Consider the following 24,020-nt stretch of genomic DNA (forward strand, 5'->3'; position numbering starts at 1 on the left):
GATTGATTGCCTTGGAAATTTACCAGCCTAATCTATTGAATAGCACAGGTACTTGATCTAGCGTTGCAAGCGTGGCGTCGGGTGTGTAATCGGGCAGTACCGTGCGGCCGGTACGACGATCGATCCATACGCAGCGAAAGCCGACTTCGCGCGCAGCCGCATGATCGAGGTGCGGGCTGGCGCAAATATGAACGACGTCGTCTTTGGTCACGCCAAGCGAGTCAAAAGCATAATCGAATATTTCCCGCGATGGTTTGTAAGCCCCGGCCTGCTGCGCTGTGACGACGCGATCGATCAATCCGCCAAGCTGCGCGACATTGCCCGCGATGATCTCGTCATCCGTATTCGACACAATGCACAAACGATAACCCGCCTCCTTAAGCCGCTCCAAAGCACCGGTCACTTCGGGAAACGGCGGCATGGCCGAGATGCTGTCTGTTAGCACATGGGCGTCATCCGCGTCGCTTTGCAAGCCTAGCTCATCGAGTGCGAGCCGTAATGCATCCGCGCTCACGCTGCGAAACGACCGATGCGGGGAGGTTTGCTCAAGCGCATGTTCATGCCGATCGTAAATGCCGATGAACCGGGCCGGATCAATCGCCTCTGTTTGCTTGGCGGACAGGATCTTGCGGACTGCGGCTTGCAATCCTTCATCCCATTGGATCAGGGTGCCATAGCAGTCGAAGGTGAGCCATTGCGGCCGGCGGCTGTGTTCAAGCGCGTTAAGAGCCATGATTTGCTCGCTTAGTTAAGTGAAGTGTTGAGTGACCGAGTTGAGTGCATGCCGCAAGCGTAAAAGGATTGATCGATATTTGGAAATTAAATTAAACTCTGAACGTCAGTCGAAATTCAAATAACGCGGCGGTGGCTCATGCTAGATCTTGAGTTGTTGAACACCTTGGTTTGCGTGGTCGATGAAGGCAGCTTTACGCGCGCCGGCGAACGCGTCCATCGGACCCAGTCGACGGTGAGCCAGCAGATCCGCAAGCTGGAGGCGGCAGTTGGCCGCACGCTGCTGCTGCGCGACCGGACCGGCAATCACGTGAGCGCTACCGAGCATGGAGAGTTGCTCGCGCACTATGCGCGGCGGCTGCTGGCGTTGTCGACGGAGGCGCAGGATGCGTTGACCAGCGACGTAGCGCTCGAGCCGGTACGCATTGGCGTGCCCGAGGATTTCGACGCACGCCGCATGTCGGCCATGCTGTCGGGATTTGTGAAGATGAAACCCGGCGTGCGGCTTGAAACGGTAAGCGGCATGAGCGTCGATCTCCAGCGCAAGCTGGCTGCAGGCGAGGTCGAGATTGCGTTGCTCAAGCGCGAGCCGGGCAGCGGCGAGTGCCTTGCATCCTGGCCCGAATCGCTCGTCTGGGTAAAAGGAGAAGGCGTTGAACTGACGGACGAACCCGTCCCGCTAGCGTTGTTTCCGCAAGGTTGTGTGTACCGGCAGCGTGCGATCCGCGGGCTGGACAAAGCGCGCCGGCGTTGGCGCGTTGCGTTCGGCAGTCATAGCCTGACCGGCATTCAGGCGGCTGTTTCATCGGGGCTTGGCGTGTCGGTGTTGCCGACGACCGCCGTGCTTCCCGAGCATCGCATTTGTACAGATCTGCCCGACTTGCCGCCAACCGAGCTTGCATTGGTGAGCGCGGGCGGCGCGCTTAATGCGGTCCAGCAGGCATTGATCGAATTTCTCCGTGCGGAGATCAAGGGCAAGATGAAGCTTGCTAAGCCCGCTTAGCTTCCCCGCAATTGGTGTATCGTTCCCGAAACTAACTACCCCAATGACGCGAGAGCAACTATGGAGACGGTTTCCGGTAACAGGCCGACCATCATCGACGTGGCAAAGCGCGCAGGCGTTTCCAAAAGCACTGCCGCGCGAGCGTTGGCTGGTGCGCCAAACATTTCCGATTCAGCGCGGCAGCAGGTGCTGCGCGCGGCCGATGCGCTCGGCTATACCCGCAATGCGCTGGCCGTCAGCATGCGCTCGGGACGTAGCGGCATGTTGGGACTTGTCCTGCCCGATATTGCGAATCCTTTCTGGGGGGAAGTCGCGCGTGGCGCGCAGGATCGTGCAGCCGATGCAGACACGTCCATTCTGGTTTTTTCGTCGAACTGGTGCGCGCGAAAGGAGCTGATGCATTTGAACACGCTGATGCGCGCGCGCGTCGACGGCGCGATCCTCAATACAGTGACGGATAGTCTCGGCGACCTCGATCGTTTCGGGCTGCCTTGCATCCTGATCGGCTCGAGCGCGGAGCAGTTTCCTGATGCCAGATCGGTCGGTTCTGACATTGAGCAGGGAGTGGGACTCGGTATGGACTATCTGCGCTTCATGGGGCATGAACGTCCAGGGCTGATCCTCGGGCCTAAGGTACGGCTTGCTAGTGCGCGCTTCCTGCGCGCGGTCCATGAACACTGCGTCGAGCACGACATTGATCCGGCTGCGTTATCGATTGAGAACGCGGACTACACAGTCGAAGGCGGCCGCCTTGCCATGCATCGCCTGCTTGCGCGCAGCCGTGGCCACCTGTGCGTAATGGCCGCCAACGACCTGATGGCGCTCGGGGCGATGAGCGCGGTGCGGGAGGCTGGCTTGCGGTGCCCCGAAGACGTATCCATTCTGGGCTTCGACGGCATTCAGGCGGGCGCATTCGCGTGGCCCGGGCTGACGACTATCGAGAAACCCGCCCGACAGATTGGAGCGCAAGCAGTGACGTGGTTGCTCGACGGCAAGGCCGACGCGAACCCGGGCAAGCGGGTTTATCTACCGTGCAGGCTGATCGAACGAGGATCGCTCGCAAACCTTTGCGGTGCATCCGAGCGGCGCATCGCGTTGATCGGCGGATAGTAAAGATTACTGAAAAGATTGCGGACGCTTTTTTTTAGCGTAATTTGGGAACGTTCCCAAGAACATAGAATAAATTCCAAAAACGTTGAAGAAGATTGGATCCATGCGCACTATTGAACCGGTTGTCGAGGCGCCTCGGGGGGCGTGCCGGCGCCCGATGATGATCATCGGCATGCTGTACTTTACGACTGGAGCGCTAAGCTGGCTTAACGGCCCGTTAGTGGTCTTCGTCAAACTGGCGTTTCAGCTCGATGACGTACGAGCGCTTCTGATCACGGTTGTCTTCTATCTTCCGTATTTCATCCTGGCGTTGCCGTACGCGTTGTTGCTGAAGCGGATCGGGATGAAAAGAGGCATGGCCGCAGGCCTCGGCGTGATGTCGATCGGTGCGCTGATGTTCAGTCAGTTCGCCGGCATGCACAGTTACCCCGGCGTACTCGGTAGCCTGCTCGCGATTGGAGCGGGCCTGGCCCTGATGCAGACCGCCTACAACCTGTACATCAGCATTCTGGGGCCCATGGATAGTGCCGCCCGGCGCGTGGCCGCCATGGGTATCTGTAATAAGGCAGGGGGCGTCCTGGCGCCGTACGCATTCGGTGCGTTGGTCATGGGCGAGCTCGGGGAGTTTGTCAAACGGGTCGAAGGCGCGCCGACGCCGACCGTGGCCCAGGCACTTCTTCACGAATTTGCGTCGCGATTGTATTGGCCGTATCTCACGCTGGCGGCCATCCTGGTTGTCATGGCCGTGTGCGTTGCACGCTCGTCATTGCCGGACATCATGCCCTCGTCCGCCAACGCCGCCATGCGTAGCGCAGACCCTGCCCGGAGCATCTTTTCGTTTCCCCATCTTTGGCTCGGCGTTGTGTGCATTTTCACGTACGTCGGCGCAGAGGTATTGGCTGGAGGGGTGATCGGCCTTTATGGTCAAAGTCTGAATCTGCCAATCGACGAGGCCAAGCATTTCACGTCTTACACGATATTCGCGATGCTTGTCGGTTATCTGGTCGGCCGCTCGCTCGTTCCCCGGTTTGTATCGCAACAGCGCTATCTGGTCATCTCGGCGCTTCTGGCGGTATGGCTCAGCGTTGCCAGCTACGCTTCGCATGGCTATTGGGCGATCGCATGCATCGTAGCGCTCGGTTTCGCCCACGCCATGATGTGGCCGGCCGTCTTTCCGCTCGCGATCAAGGGGCTCGGCCGATTCACCGAAGCAGGCGCGGCATTCCTGATTATGGGTATTGTTGGCGGCGCTGTGATGCCGCAACTCTTTGCACACCTGAAGAAAATATACGACTTCCAGTTGGTCTACATGGTGATAACCGTCTGCTGCTACGCGTACATCGTGTACTACGGCCTGCACGGTCATACAGTGGGCACACGTGCGCCGACAGTAAAAGTCCCTTAACTATCGCGGCGTGAGGCACACGGCGGCGATGCAAACCAAGCATGAGGATAAAACTTGTGAGTAGCAACCACCAGACATTGCAGGATCGCATTCGAGGACTCCTGTACGGGATCGCCTACGGCGACGCTCTTGGATCAACAGTCGAGGCGCTTTCCGCGCAGGAAATTCGGGAGCTCTATGGTCGGGTCAGCTCACTCGATACCGAGTCGCATCGGATGGATTGGAACGAAAATGCCAGTAAGGGATGCGCACGCGGGAACGGCATTGTCACCGATGACACGCTTATGGTGCTTTGCCTGATGACGGTCTACAACGAAACGGGCCGGCACCTCGACGCGTGGGATATGGCAAATGGCATGGTGCGTCAGATTGCCTGGACGCCGCGATGGGTGCCTGAATTGCAGCGGGAAACAATGCTCATCGAGCAGCTATTCTATCCGGAGAGGTGGATTTTCCAGCGTCATCAACTCACCTCCTGCGATCCGCGTCAGGGCGGCATAGGCAACATGGTCAATTGTGGCGCGGCCATGTACATCGCGCCGGTGGGGGTGGTGAATGCGGGAGATCCGCATGGTGCATATGAGGAGGCGATCGCCTTTGCCAGCGGTCATCAGGAGAGCTATGGTTTGGAAGCGGCGGGCGTGTTGGCCAGTGCGATTGCTGCGGCTTTCATACCCGGAACGACGATCGAGGCGGTGATCGAGGCAGCGCTCGGCGTGGCCAAGGATGGCACGCGGGACGCCATTGCCGCGATCGCTGACGTCGCAATCCGTTTGCGTGGCGAGCGTTACGACAGGATCGTTGCGGAATTTCACTGGGTTATCTCGCGCTTTTCGCCAATGGGCGACGACGTGCAGCTCACGGAGGGAAAGGCCGGTGTTGCGATCGACGGCTATCGACCGTCGCGGCGCTTCTCGATCGAGGAATTGCCCTTGGCGCTGGGATTCGCGTTGGTCAATGACGGTGACTTCAATCGCACGATCGAAGACGGCATCAATTCGGGACGCGACACCGGCTCGATCGGCGTGATGGCGGGCGCTGTGCTGGGTGCCATGCACGGCGCCACGGTGATCGACGCCGACATTTGCGACAAGCTCGACCAAACGAACCGGATGAATTTGCTAAACGCCGCTGATCGTTTCACGCAGACGGTGCGTGCCATTCACGGCGCAGATCGTGCCCGCGACGCATGGAAGAGCAGGGTGCGCGACAAATTGGCGCCGGACGCGCAATTGGCGCGATAGAAGGCACTCGATGGCGCGTCGAAGTCCACGCACAGCAGGCCCATCGAAAGGCCCCGGGAATGATTGGAGGTGTACAGCGGCGCCAAGATTGCGCTGCGCAGTAGATGGATTTCGTTTAGCTTCGTTGGTATGAATATAATTAGTTTTACTGAATTTAAATAAACATATCAGAGATGGACACGAAGAAAGCGCTACTCGTTACGGCGTTAATGTCTGCCGGCGTTGTCGCACAAGCAATACGCCGTCCAGTTACAACGAAAGCCTGCTCGTCGGCCACGGCCAGGCGATCGTGTTTGAGCGGATATCGACAGCTCTCAACCGCGGGTCAAAAAATGCGGCGTGCCGGGTCGTCGAAATAACGGAGCAGTGGCTGTCAATTTTATGGGAGATTTGACGTGTCCAAGGAAGCACAGCAGGGGCGTGTAGTTGTGGTTGGAAGTATCAATACTGATCTTGTTGCGCAGACGACGCATCTGCCGTTTCCCGGCGAGACGCTCGGCAGCGTGCGATTCTTACAAGCCAGCGGCGGCAAAGGTGCGAATCAAGCGGTCGCTGCTGCTCGATTCGGCGCGCACGTCTCGATGGTCGCCCGTGTTGGCGACGATGAGAACGGCGACCAGCGCTTGGAGGATCTCGAGGCAGAGGGGATAGACTGCTCGGGTATTACCGTTACACCTGAACGGCCAACCGGCCTTGCATTGATTACGGTGTCACAGGGGGGGCAAAACACCGTTGTCGTTGTTGATGGTAGCAACGGCGAATTGAAGCCCGCAGACGTGTGGCGGCAGGAGGCGTTGTTTAGAGATGCAGACGTGGTTGTTTGTCAGCTTGAAACACCGGCGGAAACAACCTATGCGTCGTTGCAGCTCGCTCGACAACTCGGAAAAATAACAATACTTAACCCCGCGCCCGCCATTGATCCATTGCCGTCAGAGTGGCTGTCGCTGACAGACTATCTGGTCGTCAATGAAGTCGAAGCGTTGATTCTGTCAGACATTCCCTTTGAATCGGAAAGCGATATGGGCCGCGCTGCGCAGCAATTGCAGCGCCAGGGCGCTTGCAATGTGATCGTGACGCTCGGCGCACGGGGCACCTATTTGCTGCAAGAAGGGGGAGGTGGCAGGCTGTTTTTGGCTCCTCGTGTGGAAGCAGTCGACACGACCGCGGCTGGTGACACATTCATCGGAGTACTTGCAGCGCAGTTGGCATCTCGTCACACGATCGCAAAGTCAATCGAGCGCGGACAACTGGCCGCCGCGATTTCGGTAACTCGCCGCGGTGGGCAAACATCGATTCCGACGCGTGACGAAGTGGAAGACTGATTTGATCATACGGAAACGAAGAGCTTGCTGCGGTCGCAAGCGCGCTCAATGATTGGCCGCATAAAAACGCTCGGAAAAGAAAACTCCTGACGAAAAGCTGTCCGAACATCCATGAACGTTTCGACGCCGGCCGTCAGGTACTCATAGCGCATGGGATCGGGATGAAGCGGCGGTTCCTAAGGCCGTTCATTAGAAACCCAGGTCAGGCATCATGTTCATTGGGCTGCTGGGGCGAATGAGGGAAGTGAGGAATTGTTTGATCAAGGCAAGCCCACTGTTGCGCACTAGCGGTATATATGTCTAGCATTGGCTTGAAGTACGAGGTGTCGTCCAGCGAAGAAAATCGGATAGAAGTGACTTGTGAATAAGTGTCGCTTTGCGTGAACAAGGGGGTGCCACAGTCAGGGCAGAAACTGCGAGTTGTGAGACCACCACTGCTTGCACGAACTGCGTAGGTTTTCGGCGTACCACGGATCGCAAGGTCGGCAGTCGCGACGATGATGCCTGACGCGAAAGGAGCTCCACTTGAGAGCTGACAGTCTCTGCAATGGCAGTTGATCATGGTTATGGGCTCCCGCACACCTGTATAGCGGATCGCTCCGCATGCACACCCGCCTGAGAAAGGGATGGTCATATTGCTCTTCTAACGATAATTTAATGAACTACACGTACCACTTTTTTAGTGGCCGCTTCTGGCAGGCGCTGCCGGACGCGGTTGACTCAGGTCGAGCCTCAAGGGGCAGTCGAGTATCTCGGAAACAGACGCTTAACGAAACTTCTTTTTTTGGTACTCCGCATATTCACTTGCAAGGTAATGCGGCGCGCTGCTGGCGACTCCGTGTAGACCGTTTCCAGCTAGGAAGTTCCCAGCACCCGTAACTTGAGTGTCTGATGCGGGACACCTCCGTATGCCATGTACAAAGGTACACCACGCCACCGCAAGATCGATTGAAGCCCAGCAAGCTTTGTGCGGTTCGACGCGGTACCCGAAAACCACAGCTTTGATTCTACGTGGGTCAAAGGTCAGTTTCTGCTCGACCAACGTCGGATCGTGGGATAGCGATGGCTCCTGTAAAATAACGCGTGCCTCGCCTTCATAGGACCACTTCAAGCGTTTGCGCAGCGCGGTCATATTGAGAGCGCAAAATGACTCGTCATCGGCCAGGTCGAGAACCTGGTACCTCGTCGCAGTATTTCACACGGTAAGCATTAAGCCACGGGGTGAGATGCCGATGAATAGCTAAGGTCAGCGGCATCCAACTTCAGGGGACATTTCATGCTTCAGATTTGGGGACGACGCAACTCGTCTAACGTTCAGAAGGTCATGTGGCTGATCGGCGAGCTTGATTTGCCACATGAGCATATTCCCGCCGGAGGGAGCTTCGGCCTGACGCAGAGCGCAGAGTTCCTGGCCATGAATCCGCACGGACGTGTGCCGGTCATTAAAGACAGCGACGGCACTATTGTGTGGGAGTCGCACAGTATCTTGCGATACCTGGCGGCGCGTTATGGCAGCCCGCGGTTCTGGAGTGAAGACGCGGGTCGGCGGTCGCAGGCGGACCGCTGGATGGACTGGTCTCAGAGCAGCTTGCAGCCCGCCTTCCTAACGGGCGTGTTCTGGGGTTTTTACCGGACGCCGGAGGCTTTGCGCAATGCGAAGAGCATTGACGAGAACCTGGGTCGTTGCGCGCAGTATTTTCAGCTCCTCGACCGGGTGCTGGCCGAGCGGCCCTTCATTGCGGGAGACAGTTTGAGCCTGGGCGATATTGCGGCCGGCTCTAACCTTTATCGTTATTTCGAACTGGATATCAAGCGGCCCGACCTTCCTAATGTTGAAGCCTGGTACGAACGGCTGCAGCTTCGCCCGGCGTTCCGCGAGCACGTTATGGTCCCATTCGATGAGTTGTTCGGGCGGCTCGACTTCTAGCATGGAAGCTTGCCGGCTTAAGAGCGCATGCTTAAGCACTTAGGCTACGCCAGGCGCCAAGCCGATGTCACTTGCTGTCGTGTATGTGCTCGACCAGATAATCAATCAACGCCCGCACCTTGGGCGGTAGAAAGCGATTCGGCGGATAGAGCAACCATACCGAGCCTACATAAGCGAGCGCTTCGAGATCCCAGTCGGCGAGCACTTGCACGAGTTCACCGCTCTCCAACGCTCCGCGAGCAGTAAATTCCGGCAAGTTCGCGATGCCGAAATCCTGCTGCGCCGCTTCGCGTCGCGCGCCCGCATGATTCGCTATATATCGCCCGCTTACCTCCACGGTCTGCGTCTCGGTACCACGGCGAAAACGCCAGCGGTTGTCGTCGGTGGTTTCGCCCAGATAGAGGCAGTCGTGTTGCGCGAGATCGCGTGGATGCTTGGGCGTGCCGCGCGCCCGCAGATACGCTGGCGACGCACACAACACCCAGCGTACCGATCCCAGCCGCCGTCCCGCCAGACCGGGCGGCGGATGATCCGTTAGCCGGATCACGAGGTCGAGATCGTTCTCGAGCGGATCGACCTCATGATCCGCGTATAGCAATTGGAGATCGACTTCCTCATACGCGCGCAAAAAGCCCGGCACCAGCGGGTGAATCACCGTTTTCGCAAAGGCCGTCGGCGCGCTCACACTGACTTTTCCCTGCGGCCGGCCGACCAGCGAACCGGCTGCGTCCACGGCGCCCGACGCCGCGCTCACAATGTCGCGGCAGAATCGGACGACCTGTTCGCCCGATTCGGTCACCTTCACCTTGCGCGTCGATCGTTCGAGCAGCCGCGTGGCCAGCGCTTCCTCAAGACGCTTGATCTGGCGGCTGACCGTCGACGGCGTGCTGCCGAGTTGGCGCGCGGCCACGGAAAAGTTGCCGGCATCGACGACACGGGCGAATACGGCCATGTCGGGCAGCAAAGCAAAAAGTTCTGTTGGATTCATCGGGTGGTCGCGAGTGGGGCGAGGATTAATGCATCTGCGACATAAAGGCTTTGCGCATCGACCCGATTATCGTCTCATGTGCAACGCTCGACAATACGGACTCATTCTCCTGAGGTCCGACTATGTCCAAGCAAGACCGCCTTCTCTTAGTGTCCGACCTGATGCTGCTCGTGGTCGCGGTGGTCTGGGGCACCAGTTACGGAATCGTCAAGCATGCGCTTGTGTTCTATCCGGTACTGGGCCTGCTGACGCTGCGATTCGGCATTACGTTCGTCATGTTGTCGCCTGCATTGCGAAGCTTGCGGCATGCCGACGCGCGCACGCTGCGCGGCGTATTTATCGCAGGCTTGCTGCTGTTGGGCATTTTCTTAAGCGAGACGTTTGGCGTGCTGATGACGCGCGCCGCCAATGCGGCATTTCTGATCAGTCTCTGTGTGGTGATGACGCCGCTGGTCGAGTGGATGCTGCTCAAGCGCAGGCCCGGGCGGATTGAGTGGGCAGCAGTCACGCTCTCGCTGTTGGGCGCATGGCTGCTTGCCGGTGATGGTGGGTTCGTCTTCAATCCGGGCGATGCGCTGATCCTGCTGGCGGCTTTGCTGCGCGCGCTGAATGTCTGTGTGACGAAACGCGTGTTGCGTGACTCGACACTGCCGCCTTTGTCAGTGACGGCAGTGCAGTCGGGTGTGGTCGCGTTTGGTAGTGCTGCCGTGGCGCTCGTGTTTGCGCCGCAGCAGTGGCAGCACGTGCCGTCGTTCACGGGGCATGAGCCGTTTTGGGGTAGCGTTTTTTACCTGGTTTTTGCGTGCACGCTGTTCGCCTTCTTCGCGCAGAACTATGCAATCAAGCGCAGTAGCCCAACCCGCGTTGCGTTGCTGATGGGCAGCGAACCCGCGTTCGGTGCGCTGTTCGCCTGGGTGTGGCTGGGCGAGAAAATATCGCTTATTGCATGGGTCGGCGGCGGGTTGATTGTCTTGGCGTCCATGCTGGCGACGGTGCGCTGGCGCAAAGCGGTAACGGTGAACGTGCCTCGTGCTTCAGAGGTTCTGCCTTGACGCAGAGTTGATCTTGACTGCTTCCAGGTGAGCGTTGATGGATTCGACCAGGGCCGTGGGCGCGTCATGCGCGATCACCTGATCCTGCGAGGCCAGCGTGGCGTGAATAGCCGGTGTCATGCGCGTGAGCATTGTCTGTTCGAATGCGCGAATGGCTTCGGTCAGATCCGCGAACGAATGCGAGGTGAGGCAACGAGTCAGGTCGACCGCATCCAGCATGGCCAGGTTCGCGCCTTGTCCGGTGAAGGGCGGCATGACGTGAGCGGCGTCGCCGAGGATCGTGATGCCGGGGCACGTGGTCCAGGATTGCTCCGGCGGAAATGTGTAGAGCGGCCGTGGCAGGAAAACGTCGTCCGAGGCACGGAGCAGGTCGACTATTTCAGGCGACCAACCCGTGAACAGGTCGAGCAGACGGTTGCGCGCCTGCAGCGGTTCGTGAAAATCGATGCCGGTCTGTTCAACCCAGTTCTCCGCGACTCTCAGCGCAACATACACACGGATGGTGCCATCACCATTGCGCTGAGCCATCAGTCCCTTATTGTCGCCAAGCGCGAGGATGCTGCCGGGTCCGACCAGAGTGGCGAGAGCGGGATGTAATGTGTCGACAGCAGTCAGACGTGTCTCGATGAACGTAACGCCGGAATACGCTGGCTTCAGCGCCGATATCAACGGCCGCACGCGGGACCATGTTCCATCGCAACCGACCACGAGATCCACGCAAACGCTGGCTCCGTTGCAGAAGTCGAGGCGTTGTGTGCCGGTGTCTTCAGTGACCACCTGGAGCAGTTCGTGCCCCCAATTCACGGTGCCGGGTTCGAGTGAACGGAGCAGCAGATCGCGCAGCTCGCCACGATCAACTTCCGGCCGCATCTCGTCTTCATCCTCTGCGCGCATCTCGACGCGTTGCGTGCCGTGTTTGTCGAATACCTTGAAATGCTGGCCCTGATGCCGGCCAATACGGTGGAAATCGCGATCGAGCTCTGCCTCGCGAAGCGCGAGTTGTCCCGATAGTTCGTGCAGGTCCAGGCTTCCGCCCTGGTTCCTCGACTCAGGCGAGTCATCACGTTCGTAGATGCTTACAGACGCGCCGCGCATTTGCAGAAGCCGTGCCAGGGTCAGGCCAGCAGGGCCGCCTCCTATGATTGCTACATGCTTATCCCGCAGGAATGAGGCGATTTTCGTCACGGTAGGCTCCGTATGTCATCAGTTGATGACGCGGATTATTTGCCGGGGGACGGGGATTTGTCAACAGGTGATGACTTTGGTGGTTATCCGAGCTTTTCTGTGTTCTCGATCGCCGTTCTCGTGCCGCTCCCTAACTGCGTGACCGCTTCAATCAGGGCGCGCCGGAACACCTCGTTCGAAGCCAGTTCGGGACTGAATACATCGCGACAACCGAGCATCGCATCGACAAAGCTTTCCGGCGCGTTTTCCACGTCTGCCGCGTTCGTCGCAAGCGCAGTCAGCCGCGAGGCCAGCGGATCGTTGATAACGAAAGTCGTGCCGTCGTCGGCGTGTCCGCGCAAGAAAACGAACCACGCTGCAACGCCAAGCGCGAGTCCCGTGATTGCTTGCCCGCGCTCTAGGCGGGCCGCGATCGTCGCGAGAAGGCGCGGCGGAATCTTCTGACTGCCATCCATTGCGATCTGCGCGCAGCGATGTTTCAACGCCGGATTCGCGTATCGTTCGAGCAGTGCATCGCGATACGCCATCAAGTCGAACGATGCCGGAACACTCAAGGTCGGTGCGATCTCGTGCGTCATCATCGAATGGATCAGTGTGCGCAGCGGCGCGAACGAAATTGCTTCGTCGATGGTCGCGAACCCCGCCAGCATCGACAAATAAGCAAGTGTCGAATGTGTGCCGTTCAGCATGCGCAGCTTCGCGAGTTCGAATGGCATCACGTCGTCCACGAGTTGCGCGCCCACGCGTTCCCATGCGGGTCGTCCGGCAGGGAAGCGGTCTTCGATCACCCATTGACGAAACGGCTCGCACGGGACCGGCGCCTCGTCGCGAAGCTCAAGCGCAGCGGCCGCGGCGTCACGGTCGGCGTCCGTGGTCGCGGGGACGATACGATCCACCATCGTTGACGGGAACGCGACTTCGCGATCGATCCAGGTTGCCAGCGCTTCGTCAAGCGCGCGAGCGTGGGAACAGACCACCTGGCGCAATGCTGCGCCATTGTGCGAGAGGTTGTCGCAAGAGAGCACGGTGAACGGCGCGATGCCGGCATCGCGCCGCGTCTTCAATGCGGCGACAAGGATACCCGGCACCGTGCCGGGCTCGCCCGGATGCTCCAGATCATGTGCGATGCCGGGATGGCCGAGGTCGACGTCGCCCGTCTTCGTATCGCGGCAATACCCTTTCTCCGTGACCGTCAACGAGACGATCCGCACATTTGTGTCGGCGAGCAAGTCGAACAGTCGCGCGCGGTCATGCGGCAGCGCGAGCACTTCACGCAGCGCGCGAATAACTGTTGTCTTCACACCCTGCGGCCCACGCTCCACGACGCTATACAAGCCATCCTGCGCCATCAACGCATCGCGCTTCGTCACGTCGCCTTGCAGCGTGACCCCGCAGATTGCCCAGTCGCCACCCGCGGCAAGCATGGCCTCTTCCGTATAAACCGCTTCGTGCGCCCGATGAAAATTTCCGATGCCCAGATGAACGATGCCAATGCGGGGATCGCGCCACTCAGGCGCTAGCAGATGGTCCTCGATTAACGGAAGCGCCTTGCGGCAAAGCATGGATTCACTGGTCATTTTAAATAGCCTGGAGCGGGAAAACCCTTGATTGACAATTGAGTCTACTTGTATGGTAGCATCAATTCCATTGATCGCACCTCAAGGAAATTCCCATGAAAATCGTTCGCGCCGATGTCATCGTCAGTTGTCCGGGACGCAACTTCGTCACGTTGAAAGTGGTGACCGATGAAGGGGTTCACGGTATTGGCGATGCCACCCTCAATGGCCGCGAACTGGCGGTGGCGTCTTATCTGAAGGACCACGTGTGCCCGCTGCTGATCGGTCGTGATCCGGGGAGCATAGAAGACATCTGGCAGTTTTTATACAAGGGTGCGTACTGGCGTCGCGGTCCTGTGACCATGACCGCCATCGCCGCGGTGGATGTGGCGCTGTGGGACATTCTGGGCAAGGTCGCGAATCTGCCTTTGTACAAGCTGCTCGGCGGCGCGTCGCGTGAGAGCGTGATGGTCTACGGGCATGCGACCGGACGTGACATTCCTGAAGCCCTCGACCGCTATGCAGAGCATGTGGAAGAGGGCTATCAGGCTATCCGCATTCAATGCGGCGTGCCGAACATGCGCTCGGTGTACGGGGTATCGAAGGGTGCGGGCATGTATGAGCCAGCTACCAAGGGCGCGGTGGAAGAGCAAACGTGGTCGTCGGAAAAGTATCTCGACTTCGTGCCGAAACTCTTCGAAGCAGTGCGCGACAAGTTCGGATTCGATACCCATCTGCTCCACGACGTGCATCACCGTCTCACGCCTATAGAAGCGGCACGCCTGGGTAAATCAGTCGAGCCGTATCGGTTGTTCTGGATGGAAGACCCCACGCCCGCGGAGAATCAGGCCGGTTTCCGCCTGATTCGCCAACACACGGTGACACCTATCGCGGTAGGCGAAGTATTCAACAGCATCTGGGATTGCAAGCAACTGATTGAAGAGCAATTGATCGACTACATTCGCGCCACACTCACGCATGCGGGCGGTATCACGCACCTGAAACGCATTGCGGATTTTGCGTCGCTCTATCAGGTTCGTACGGGTTGCCACGGGCCGTCGGATTTGTCGCCGGTCTGCATGGGCGCGGCGCTCCATTTCGACTTGTGGGTGCCGAATTTCGGCGTGCAGGAATACATGGGTTTTCCGAAGGAAGCGCTTGATGTTTTCCCGCACGCATGGACCTTCGAGCGGGGCACGATGCATCCCGGCGAGGCGCCCGGTCACGGCGTGGATATCGACGAAGAACTCGCGGCGCGCTATCCCTACGATCCGGCTTATTTGCCGGTCGCGCGACTCGAAGACGGCACGCTCTGGAACTGGTGAGCGGCGGTGCTCGGCAGAACCACTTGGCGGTGATCTTCACGATTGGGGTACGCCGTCACTCGCGACGTCTCTCCGCGAATCGCATTCATCCCCTGTTTTCGCGGCGCGCCTCTAGCCACGCGCTGTGCTTCGGCACTTACACCATTCAACGGAGCTTCTCATGCTTGCAGCCGTCCTTCACGAACCGAAACGCCTGCGTATCGACGAAGTCGATGCGCCTCAACCACAGCTGGGTCAAGTTCAGATCCGCGTGCGCGCGGGCGGTATCTGCGGGTCAGATTTGTCGTATTACTTCAAGGGCAAAAGCGGCGATTTCGCGGTCCGGGAACCGTTCGTCCTTGGTCATGAAGTCGCGGGTGAAATCGCCGCGCTGGGGGAGGGCGTGAACGGTTTGCGCGTTGGCCAGCGTGTTGCCGTGAACCCGGGTCTGAACTGCGGCGAGTGCCGGTTTTGCGTGAAGGGCATGACCAACCATTGCCTGAATATGCGCTTCATGGGCAGCGCCTCGACGTTCCCTCACATGCAGGGCATGTTCCGCCAATACATTGCGGTTGCCGCTCGCCAATGCGTGCCGGTTCCTGATGCACTCGACTTCGCGCAGGCGTCGATGGCGGAGCCGCTCGCCGTCGCATTGCATGCGCTGCGGCATGCGGGATCGCTGGTCGGCGCCCAGGTACTTGTGATCGGCTGCGGACCTATTGGCTGCATTTTGCTAACGGTCGCGCGGCGTGCCGGGGCGCATCGTCTGGTCGCGCTCGACCTCGCCGACAAAGCGTTGCAGATGGCCGCTACGCTAGGCGCCGATCAGACCGTACTCGCCACCGACCAGGCACAGGTCCAAGCATGGTCTCAGTCACGCGGCACCTTCGACGTGGTGATCGAAGCATCCGGCAGCCCTGCCGGGCTCGACACCGCGCTTCGGGCCGCACGCGCGGGTGCCACTGTGATCCAGGTGGGCAACCTGCCGGCGGGACAGTCGCCGGTCGCGGCCAATCTCGTGATGGCGAAGGAGTTGCGTTATCAGGGATCGTTCCGTTTCACCGATGAATACGCGGTCGCCGCCGAAGAAATCGCCACCGGGAAAATCGATCTGAGTCCGTTGATGACGCATGTCTTTCCGCTCGCGGACGCGAACCATGCGTTCGAAGTGGCCCATGACCGCAACCAGTCGATGAAGGTGCATCTGCAGTTCGATTGAATCCCTATCACCGTTTTGCCCGAACGCCCGATCACGAAGAGGCGTATTCCAGGAGACATTCATGTTCAGAAGCCAGCGCTGGTTCGTGGTCGGTTTGCTGTTCCTCGCCGGTGTGATCAACTATCTCGATCGTGCTGCGCTCTCGATCGCGGCTCCGCTGATCCAGAAGGATCTCGATTTTTCGCATGCGCAGATGGGCATTGTGTTCAGCAGCTTTTTCATCGGCTACGCGCTGTTCAATTTTATCGGCGGCGTGGCGTCGGACAAGATCGGCGCGAAGAAAGTATTCGGCGCATCGATGGGCATCTGGTCGCTATTCTGCGGGGCGACAGCGCTGGCAAGCAGCCTCGTTTCATTGATCGTGCTGCGGGTTCTGTTCGGCATGGGCGAGGGGCCATTCAGTTCATCGAACAGCAAGATGGTCAACAACTGGTTTCCGCGACGCGAGGTGGCCAGCGCCATTGGTGTGATCAGTTCAGGTACGCCGCTGGGGGGCGCACTTGCGGGACCGGTGGTTGGCTACATGGCGATCCGTTTTGGCTGGCGCTGGGCGTTTGTCGCGATCATGGTGCTCGGTCTGGCATGGCTCGTAGTGTGGACCTTGACCACGACTGAACAGCCTCAGCAGGACAAGCGCGTGAAACCGGAGGAGCTTGCGTTGATTGTCGCGGGGCAGCAGCAGGCCTCGTCGATGGAGCATGCGCCCGAAGGCGAAAAGATGGGGCTGAGGTTCTACCTGAAGCAACCGATCATTCTTGCGACCGCATTTGCCTTTTTCGCCTATAACTATGTGCTGTTCTTCTTCCTGTCATGGTTCCCCACGTACCTGACTGAAGCGCATCACATGTCGCTTCATGACATGAGCATTGCGACCGTGATCCCCTGGTTGCTCGGCAGTATCGGCCTTGCCGCTGGCGGCTTCATCACGGACCTGATTTTGCGAGTCACGGGCAAGCCGTTGCTCGCGCGGCGGATCGTTTTGTCGGTGTGTCTCGGGGTAGCAGCCGTATGTGTCGGATTTGCCGGGCGAGTGGAAAGCATGGAGGGAGCGGTCGCGCTGATGTCGGTGTCGATTTTCTTTCTCTATGTCACGGGCGCGGTTTATTGGGCCGTGATTCAGGATACCGTCCGGCGTGAGAATGTGGGGGGCGTGGGCGGATTTGTGCATCTGCTGGCGAACCTCGCGGGCGTGATTGGGCCGGCGGTGACGGGCTTTATTGTGCAGGCGACGCATGGTGCCTATGGCAGTGCGTTTGTACTTGCCGGTGCTGTTGCGGTGTTGGGTTCGCTTTGTTCGCTGATCTGGATTCGCGAGCCACGCGGCGGCAAGCTTAGGGTGCGGCGCGCTCTGGTCTAGGAGTTTTTGCTCGCGCCGGTGGACGGGTTTTTGGGGTTGGGGTGGTTTTTGGGTTAGCGGGTGAGGTTGGTGTCGGGGTGCTAGGTTCTGGGGTTAGCGGGCGGGTCAGTGCCGGGTTGTTGCTTTCGGCGTCAGCGGTCGGGGTTGATGCCGGGTTGCTGCTTTCGGCGTTAGTGGTCGGGGTCTATGCCGGGTTGCTGCTTTCAGCTTTAGTGGTCTGCGAGAGTCGGATTTTCTCTTTATCACTATTAGCCACTGTGCGTGGCGGCACGTCATTTCTTTGTCCAAAGCGACAAAGAAACGAAGCAAAGAAAGCGCTTTCAAACACGCTACCCTAAGTGTCCACAGCGTGCAGTTTCTATTCATAGGTGCCCCAAAAGCACGGTGCTCGCCAGAGCGGAGGATGTGTGAACCCCTCCTTCTCCGAACACCGATACCCACACGCTTCGCCACCAGTGATTGAACCTGCCCAAGGAGCACCCCGCGCTATCCGCGGATAACCGCCCTTCGAATTTGTACGCATGACGAACCACGTCGCCAACCCATCAAGTAACAAAGCGCCAACAATGCTTAAGGCCGTAGCCGACGAAAATAGCGGTGTAGGCCGCGTAGCCAACTCACCAAAGACTGAGGCAATAAATGCGCGTCACGTCGAGCTGTTACGGATCAAGCTGTGACCTACGAAATAAGGGAACCGATCAAGCAGCCAACCCACCAAAAAACGAAGCATGCAGAACGCGTGAGGCCGTACCGGTTCCTTGGCAACTGGTGCTTGCCCGAGAGCGTACGGGGCGAAGCGTGTTCGTGTCAGGATTCGCGAGAAGGAGGGGTTCAAACATCCTTCGCTCTGGCGAGCACCGTGCTTTTGGGGCACCTATGAATAGAAACTGCACGCTGTGGACACTTAGGGTAGCGTGGTTGAAAGCGTTTTCTTTGCTTCGTTTCTTTGTCGCTTTGGACAAAGAAATGACGTGCCGCCACGCACAGTGGCTAACAGTGATAAAGAGAAAATCCGACTCTCGCAGACCACTAAGGCCGAAAGCACCAACCCGGCATAGACCCCGACCACTAACCCAGAACCTAGCCCCCGCCCCAACTCCAGAACCTAGAAATCCAGATCACCCCTGACCTCCGACGCTCAAACCCGACCACCACAGCGTGGTAGTATGGTAGATGACAAGATAAAATTCGAACACTATCTTCGTCCTCTTTTTACTACTCATCCAAGTGTGGGTCATGGTCACGAAAAACGTCTTACCGGCGCCGTTGCGACGTAACGCGTCTTCGCCAGCCGGTGCCGGTCGCAATGAACCAACGGCTTCTTCCAAGCCACCGGCCGCACCTCCCCGCGGCCGCACTCGCGCAACGGAACCGCGTGTAGCGCTGCCCAACCTGCGCGGTCAGCTTCGCGTCGAATCGCACGAACCCATCGGCAAGCAAATCTTTCGTGCCCTGCGTGAAGCCATTTTCTCGGGTGCGCTGGTGCCCGGCACGCCACTGTCCGAGACCGAAGTTTCAGACATGTTCCAGGTCTCCCGGCAACCGGTCCGTGAAGCGTTCATCAAGCTTGTAGAGTCAGGCGTGCTGCAGGTGCTGCCGCAAAGAGGAACCTTCGTGAAGAAGATCTCACCGCGGCGCGTTCGCGAAGGCAGGTTCATCCGTGAAGCAATCGAGGCCGCAGTGGCCCGCAAGGCCGCGCTTGAAATCACGTCGGCGCAACTCGCCGACCTCGCTGAAAATCTACGCGACCAGAAGACCGCTGCGAAGGTGAACGACACCACGTCGTTCCTTGCACTCGATGAGCGCTTCCATTTCCTGATAGCACAATCTATCGATTGCGTGGCGGCATGGGACACCATTCAGGACATCAAGGCTCAGATGGACCGCGTGCGTTATCTGAGCCTGCCGGAAGTCTCACCTCTTGAATTGCTGATCAAGCAGCACGCACGGATTGTGAGCGCACTGAAAGCGCATGACGCCGACGGCGCGGAAGAAGCAATGCGCGCCCATCTGCGCGAGATCCTGGTCTCGCTAAAACCGGTTGCCGAGCGCAATCCGGATTGGTTTGAACCGGATGAAGGCGAGCGCGTCCACCTTACCAATTAACCAACCAGCTTGCCGGTACCGCGCTCGGCTCTCAGACGATCTCGATTTCAACGAACACAACCTCGTGGTCGCTAGCATTGACGACGTTATGTTCAACGCCCTTCAAGCCGGCATAACTCTGCCCGGCATGTAGTTCGGAAACTCGGTTACCTGTTTTAGTTTCAAGCAGGAGTTCCCCGTTGGTTTGCGGAACGACAATGTAGTCGTGCCCATGAACATGCCAGCCGGTTTCGGCGCCCGGTGCGAATCGCCACTCGGTGACTATCGCGCGATCGTTCAATACCTGCTGCGTGGGGACTGCCGGTGTGCGGCTCATGCAGTTTCCTCCAATGTTGGACGGCCTCAGGCCATCAGCATGCGGCCCAGTTCGATCAACCCTTTGTCGCTGCCGGGTGGCCCGATCAGCGACAAGCCCAGCGGCACACCGTCTATCTGCATCAGCGGCAGCGAGAGTTGCGGGCATCCACCGAGCCCAGAGACGCACAGCATCCTGATCGCCTGGTTACGGTACGACTCCAGCGCTTCGTCCGTGTCCGACAACAGCGGGGCAACGTCAGGCATCGTGGGCATGACAATAATGCGCCCGCCGTCTAGCAGGCTCAACAAATTTGCGCGGAATTGCTCGCGTACGCTCTCACTGTCCTCGTTCTGTGCGGGTGTCACGGTACGTGACCATGCGAAACGTTCGCGCACGCCCGGGCCGAGCTGGAAGTCGAAACGCTGGATCGATTCACCGTGACTTTGCCACGCCTGGAATCCCTGTGTGTAACGAAACGCCCAGTAGAGCGCGTCGGTGGAGGGCGTCATGATGTCGACGCTTTCTATCGATCCGAAACACGCCTTGACGCGGTCGAGTGTCGCGAAGAAAACCTTCACCACAGGTTCCGGCAGCCCGGAGAGCACCTCGCGCGGCAAGCAGGCTTGAGGCGCTGACGGGAGCGTCGTCGTATCTTCGCCGAGCAACACGTTGCCCACGCGTGCAAATGTTTCGATGTCACGCGTGAACCAGCCGCAAGTGTCGAACCCCGGTGACAACGGCATGCAACCGTCGAGCGACACGCGCGCGTGGGTTGGCCGCAAACCGATCAGGCCGCAATGGCTAGCCGGCGCGCGGACCGAACCGCCGGTGTCGGTGCCGAGCGCGAAATCGCACAATCCATTCGATACCGCCGACGCCGAGCCCGAACTCGATCCGCCGGTCACACGGTCCGGTGCGGCGCCATTGCGCGGTGCGCCGAAGTGAGCGTTCTTGCCGGTCATCGAGAACGCGAGTTCCTCCGTATAAGTCTTGCCCGCGAAAGTGGCGCCGGCCGCGAGCAAGGCCTCGACAACCGGCGCGTTGGTCGTCTTGATGCCGGACATGGCCAGCATGTGCGGGTTGCCGCAGCTGGTGGGATAGCCCGCCACATCGAAGATGTCCTTTACGCCGAACGTCAGGCCCGTGAGCGGGCCAATCGGGGCATGGGGTACCGGATGATCGGGGTAGGGTACGAAAGCGCGATACGAGGCGAGGTCTGGTGTCATTTCGTTGTTAGTGAGTGGAGAGAATGTCGGTCTTCGGTTGCAGCATGGCGATTTCGTCGACCCGGATGCAACGGGCCGAATGCGCGTTACCGACCAGGCGTTCTTCAGGCTGTGTCTGCAAGCAACGGTCGATCGCATGCGCACAACGCGGCGCGAACGCGCAGCCCGGCGGCAGCGCGGAAAGGTCGGGCGGCGCACCGCCAATTGTTTCCAGCCGAACGCCTTTTTTCATGGCGCCTTGCGTGCGGCCTTTGAGCAGAGCAATGGTATAGGGATGCCGTGGTTCGGTCAGCAGCGCGAGCGCCGGCCCCTGCTCGACGATCCGGCCCGCGTACATCACCGCGATGCGATCCGCGACCTCGGTCGCGGCTCCAATGTCGTGCGTGACGAACACAATCGACAGACCCAGTTCCTGTTGCAGGTCGCGCAGAAGCAGCAAGATCTGGATCTGCACGGTCGCGTCGAGAGCAGTGGTCGGTTCGTCGGCGAGCAGGACACGCGGTTCGCACGACAACGCCAGCGCGATCATCGCGCGCTGGCGCATGCCGCCCGACATCTCGTGCGGATACGCATCCAGCCGGCGTTCAGGGCTTGGAATGCGGACCTTTTCGAATAACGCCAGCGCTCGTTTGCGCGCTTCGGCCTTCGATACCCCCTGATGCCGCCGTACCATCTCGGCAATCTGCGCGCCGAGCGTGTAGACCGGATCAAGGGCGAGCAACGGTTCCTGGAAGATCATCGATACGACCTTGCCGCGCAGGTCAGAAAGCTGCCGGCGCGAGAGCTTTAGTACGTCCTGACCTTCAACGTCGAGTCCGCCCTCCATGCGCGTAGTCTTCTCCGAATGCAGTCGCATGATCGCGCGCAACGTGACGCTCTTGCCCGAGCCGGATTCGCCAAGCAGAGCGACCACCTCGCCGCGTCCCACTTCCAGGTCCACGCCGTTGACTGCGTGGATTGTCCGGCCGGGCGTGATAAAGCGGACCTTCAGGTCGCGCAGGCTGATGCTGACCTCCGGCTTCTTGTTCATCACGCGACCTCCTGCGCTGCTGTAATCGAGATTGGAACGTAGCCGCTGTCCGGCTCGTATTCAAGGCACGTTACTTGTCCTCCACCAACCGTAGAGACGGCCGGTGCGCGTTTGCTGCATACATCCTGTGCCTGCGGACAGCGCGTATGAAACCGGCAGCCGCTGGGCGGGTCGATCGGATTGGGTGGATCGCCGAAGAGCGGCGCGGCGGTCGTGCGGCGCGTTGGATCGACACTCGGCATGGAGTTGAGTAAGGCCCGCGTATACGGATGCAACGCGTGCGAAAACACGTCCTCCGCCGTGCCGATCTCCACGATCTCGCCCAGATACATCACCACCAGCCGGTCCGAGATGTAGCGCACAACATTCAGGTCGTGGCTGATGAAGACATAGGTCAGTCCGAACTCCGCCTTGAGATCGGCGAGCAGATTCAGCACCTGGGCTTCGACCGATTTGTCGAGTGCCGATACAGCCTCGTCCAGAATCACAAGGCGCGGACCGAGTGCCAAAGCCCGCGCAATATTCACGCGCTGTCGCTGACCGCCCGAGAGTTCGTGCGGATAACGTCCCGCGAACCGCACGGGATCGAGGCCGACGCGCGCGAGCAGGTCACGTCCGCGTGCTATTGCGTCTTTCCGCGAGACGCCGTGAACCGTTGCGCCGAACGCGACTGAATCTTCGATCGTCATGCGTGGATTGAGCGACGAGAAGCTGTCCTGGAACACCATCTGCACCTGACGCCGAAACTCGCGCAAGGGCAGGGCGCGGGAACCGACCGTTTCGCCGTCGAAGATAAGTTCGCCGCTATCCTGCTGCAGCAATTGCATCATCAGTCGCGCCATGGTGGATTTGCCGCAGCCCGATTCGCCCACAACCCCAAGGGTCTCACCCTTCAATACATCGAACGAGATGTCGTCGACGGCGCGGACCACGTTGCGCGCATCCTTTAGAAACGGCAGCCCTTTGTTGCCGAGCGGAAAATGCCGGACCACATTCTTGACGCTCAGCAACGGCTGGGCCGGGCCGCCGATGTCACGGTCATCTGTCATGAGCTCGGCCATTACTTGATCTCCATTGCAGCACGCAGGCCGTCGGACAGCACGTTGAAAGCAATCGACGTCGCGAAGATAAACACGCCGGGCAGCGCCGCGAGCCAGGGCTGCACATAGATTGCCGTGCGCAAGGTATTGAGCATCAGGCCCCACTCCGGGTTCGGCGGCGTCACGCCCAGGCCGAGGAACGAGAGGCCGGAGGCGAGGATCATCGAGACGGAGATGAGGCTGGTGGAGAACACGAAGATCGGTCCGATCACGTTGCCGAGCACATGCACGCGCACGATCGTGAAGGCGCTTGCGCCCGACGCGCGCGCGGCGTCCACGAAATCACTGCGGCGGACTTGCGTGGTGACGCTCTCGGCAATCCGCGCGATCTGCGGGATGAACACCACGGTCAGCGATACCAGCGCGTTGCCAATGCCCGTACCTAATGCACCGGATAACGCAATGGCCAGCAGCACCGACGGAAACGCGTAGAGCACGTCGATCGTGCGCATCACGAGCGCGTTGAGCACACCGCCTGCGTAACCCGCCATGATCCCGATCGCTCCGCCAATACCGAACGCAAGCAGGACCGGTGTCACGCCCATGAATAGCGACAGGCGGGCGCCCAGGATCAGGCGGGACAGCATGTCGCGGCCTAGTTCGTCGGTGCCGAGCAAATAGCCGGGCGTGCCGATCGGCTTAAGGCGATTGAACATGGACGCCGCGAATGGATCGGCGGGCATCAAGAGGGGCGCGGCGACGGCCATGATCAGGAAGATGAGGATCACGGTGGCGCCGAGCATTGCCTGGGGATTGCGGACCAGGCGCCGCAGCACGTTGGCTCCGTGTCCGCGCGAGCGCAACGGCGTGGCAAGGGGCTTGGCGGTGTCGCCGGTGGTGATAGTCGTGGTCACGG

The 24,020-nt window shown here is 59.6% G+C and carries 21 protein-coding genes; 11 read left to right on the top strand and 10 right to left on the bottom strand.

Features of this window, described 5'->3' with window-relative positions:
- Positions 1-19 precede the first annotated feature (19 nt).
- Positions 20-733 carry a haloacid dehalogenase type II gene (locus tag ACSQ8V_RS34345; protein WP_436208792.1) on the bottom strand — a complete coding sequence of 238 codons (714 nt, stop codon included), beginning with the start codon at positions 731-733 and terminating at the stop codon, positions 20-22.
- 138 nt (positions 734-871) lie between these two features.
- Between ACSQ8V_RS34345 and ACSQ8V_RS34350 the strand changes: the two genes are divergently transcribed.
- The 5 genes from ACSQ8V_RS34350 to rbsK all read left to right on the top strand — a co-directional run bounded on the left by ACSQ8V_RS34350 (position 872) and on the right by rbsK (position 6,816).
- On the top strand, positions 872-1,735 hold the full coding sequence (locus ACSQ8V_RS34350; RefSeq protein WP_436208793.1) for a LysR family transcriptional regulator: 864 nt from the start codon (positions 872-874) through the stop codon (positions 1,733-1,735).
- 60 nt (positions 1,736-1,795) lie between these two features.
- Positions 1,796-2,845 carry a LacI family DNA-binding transcriptional regulator gene (locus ACSQ8V_RS34355; RefSeq protein WP_436208794.1) on the top strand — a complete coding sequence of 350 codons (1,050 nt, stop codon included), beginning with the start codon at positions 1,796-1,798 and terminating at the stop codon, positions 2,843-2,845.
- 103 nt (positions 2,846-2,948) lie between these two features.
- Entirely contained in the window at positions 2,949-4,250 is a 1,302-nt protein-coding gene (locus tag ACSQ8V_RS34360) for a sugar MFS transporter (RefSeq protein ID WP_436208795.1), read from the top strand.
- Between the two features lie 56 nt (positions 4,251-4,306).
- The gene (locus ACSQ8V_RS34365) at positions 4,307-5,494 is read left to right on the top strand and encodes an ADP-ribosylglycohydrolase family protein (protein WP_436208796.1); all 1,188 of its coding nucleotides are present in this window, start codon (positions 4,307-4,309) and stop codon (positions 5,492-5,494) included.
- A 395-nt stretch (positions 5,495-5,889) separates the two neighbouring features.
- Positions 5,890-6,816, top strand: coding sequence for a ribokinase (rbsK, locus tag ACSQ8V_RS34370; protein ID WP_436208797.1), 927 nt, complete (start codon positions 5,890-5,892; stop codon positions 6,814-6,816).
- A 202-nt stretch (positions 6,817-7,018) separates the two neighbouring features.
- Here rbsK and ACSQ8V_RS34375 read toward each other — a convergent pair whose 3' ends face one another.
- The gene (locus ACSQ8V_RS34375; RefSeq protein WP_436208798.1) at positions 7,019-7,450 is read right to left on the bottom strand and encodes a GFA family protein; all 432 of its coding nucleotides are present in this window, start codon (positions 7,448-7,450) and stop codon (positions 7,019-7,021) included.
- A gap of 642 nt (positions 7,451-8,092) precedes the next feature.
- On the opposite strand from ACSQ8V_RS34375, the gene ACSQ8V_RS34380 reads away from it, so the two are divergent.
- Complete coding sequence (locus ACSQ8V_RS34380) at positions 8,093-8,743, top strand: glutathione S-transferase family protein (RefSeq protein WP_436208799.1); 651 nt, start codon at positions 8,093-8,095, stop codon at positions 8,741-8,743.
- Between the two features lie 67 nt (positions 8,744-8,810).
- Here ACSQ8V_RS34380 and ACSQ8V_RS34385 read toward each other — a convergent pair whose 3' ends face one another.
- Complete coding sequence (locus ACSQ8V_RS34385; RefSeq protein WP_436208800.1) at positions 8,811-9,731, bottom strand: LysR family transcriptional regulator; 921 nt, start codon at positions 9,729-9,731, stop codon at positions 8,811-8,813.
- Between the two features lie 122 nt (positions 9,732-9,853).
- Between ACSQ8V_RS34385 and ACSQ8V_RS34390 the strand changes: the two genes are divergently transcribed.
- Positions 9,854-10,783, top strand: coding sequence for a DMT family transporter (locus ACSQ8V_RS34390; RefSeq protein WP_436208801.1), 930 nt, complete (start codon positions 9,854-9,856; stop codon positions 10,781-10,783).
- On the opposite strand, the gene ACSQ8V_RS34395 is transcribed toward ACSQ8V_RS34390, so the two are convergent.
- Positions 10,766-11,968, bottom strand: coding sequence for an FAD-dependent oxidoreductase (locus ACSQ8V_RS34395; RefSeq protein WP_436208802.1), 1,203 nt, complete (start codon positions 11,966-11,968; stop codon positions 10,766-10,768). The genes ACSQ8V_RS34390 and ACSQ8V_RS34395 overlap by 18 nt on opposite strands.
- 83 nt (positions 11,969-12,051) lie before the next feature.
- Positions 12,052-13,545 carry a mannitol dehydrogenase family protein gene (locus ACSQ8V_RS34400; RefSeq protein ID WP_436208803.1) on the bottom strand — a complete coding sequence of 498 codons (1,494 nt, stop codon included), beginning with the start codon at positions 13,543-13,545 and terminating at the stop codon, positions 12,052-12,054.
- 95 nt (positions 13,546-13,640) lie between these two features.
- On the opposite strand from ACSQ8V_RS34400, the gene manD reads away from it, so the two are divergent.
- The 4 genes from manD to ACSQ8V_RS34420 all read left to right on the top strand — a co-directional run bounded on the left by manD (position 13,641) and on the right by ACSQ8V_RS34420 (position 19,510).
- Entirely contained in the window at positions 13,641-14,849 is a 1,209-nt protein-coding gene (manD, locus tag ACSQ8V_RS34405) for a D-mannonate dehydratase ManD (RefSeq protein WP_436208804.1), read from the top strand.
- Between the two features lie 160 nt (positions 14,850-15,009).
- Entirely contained in the window at positions 15,010-16,047 is a 1,038-nt protein-coding gene (locus ACSQ8V_RS34410; RefSeq protein WP_436208805.1) for an L-idonate 5-dehydrogenase, read from the top strand.
- Between the two features lie 61 nt (positions 16,048-16,108).
- Positions 16,109-17,404, top strand: coding sequence for an MFS transporter (locus tag ACSQ8V_RS34415; protein WP_436208806.1), 1,296 nt, complete (start codon positions 16,109-16,111; stop codon positions 17,402-17,404).
- Positions 17,405-18,640: 1,236 nt separating this feature from the next.
- Entirely contained in the window at positions 18,641-19,510 is an 870-nt protein-coding gene (locus tag ACSQ8V_RS34420; RefSeq protein WP_436208807.1) for a GntR family transcriptional regulator, read from the top strand.
- Positions 19,511-19,541: 31 nt separating this feature from the next.
- On the opposite strand, the gene ACSQ8V_RS34425 is transcribed toward ACSQ8V_RS34420, so the two are convergent.
- From ACSQ8V_RS34425 to ACSQ8V_RS34445, 5 genes are read right to left on the bottom strand one after another with little or no spacing between them, the layout of a single operon-like run.
- Positions 19,542-19,826 (bottom strand): cupin domain-containing protein, encoded by a 285-nt coding sequence (locus ACSQ8V_RS34425; protein WP_213762891.1) that lies wholly within the window; start codon positions 19,824-19,826, stop codon positions 19,542-19,544.
- A 26-nt stretch (positions 19,827-19,852) separates the two neighbouring features.
- Positions 19,853-21,034 carry an amidase gene (locus ACSQ8V_RS34430; protein WP_436208808.1) on the bottom strand — a complete coding sequence of 394 codons (1,182 nt, stop codon included), beginning with the start codon at positions 21,032-21,034 and terminating at the stop codon, positions 19,853-19,855.
- 7 nt (positions 21,035-21,041) lie between these two features.
- Positions 21,042-22,064, bottom strand: coding sequence for an ABC transporter ATP-binding protein (locus tag ACSQ8V_RS34435; protein ID WP_436186188.1), 1,023 nt, complete (start codon positions 22,062-22,064; stop codon positions 21,042-21,044).
- Positions 22,064-23,125 carry an ABC transporter ATP-binding protein gene (locus tag ACSQ8V_RS34440; protein ID WP_436208809.1) on the bottom strand — a complete coding sequence of 354 codons (1,062 nt, stop codon included), beginning with the start codon at positions 23,123-23,125 and terminating at the stop codon, positions 22,064-22,066. The genes ACSQ8V_RS34435 and ACSQ8V_RS34440 overlap by 1 nt, the downstream gene beginning before the upstream one ends.
- Positions 23,125-24,018, bottom strand: coding sequence for an ABC transporter permease (locus tag ACSQ8V_RS34445; RefSeq protein WP_436208810.1), 894 nt, complete (start codon positions 24,016-24,018; stop codon positions 23,125-23,127). Before ACSQ8V_RS34445 ends, ACSQ8V_RS34440 begins: the two co-directional genes overlap by 1 nt.
- Between the last annotated feature and the right edge of the window lie 2 nt (positions 24,019-24,020).

The organism is Caballeronia sp. LjRoot31, assembly GCF_964253885.1.
Taxonomy (GTDB): Bacteria; Pseudomonadota; Gammaproteobacteria; order Burkholderiales; family Burkholderiaceae; genus Caballeronia.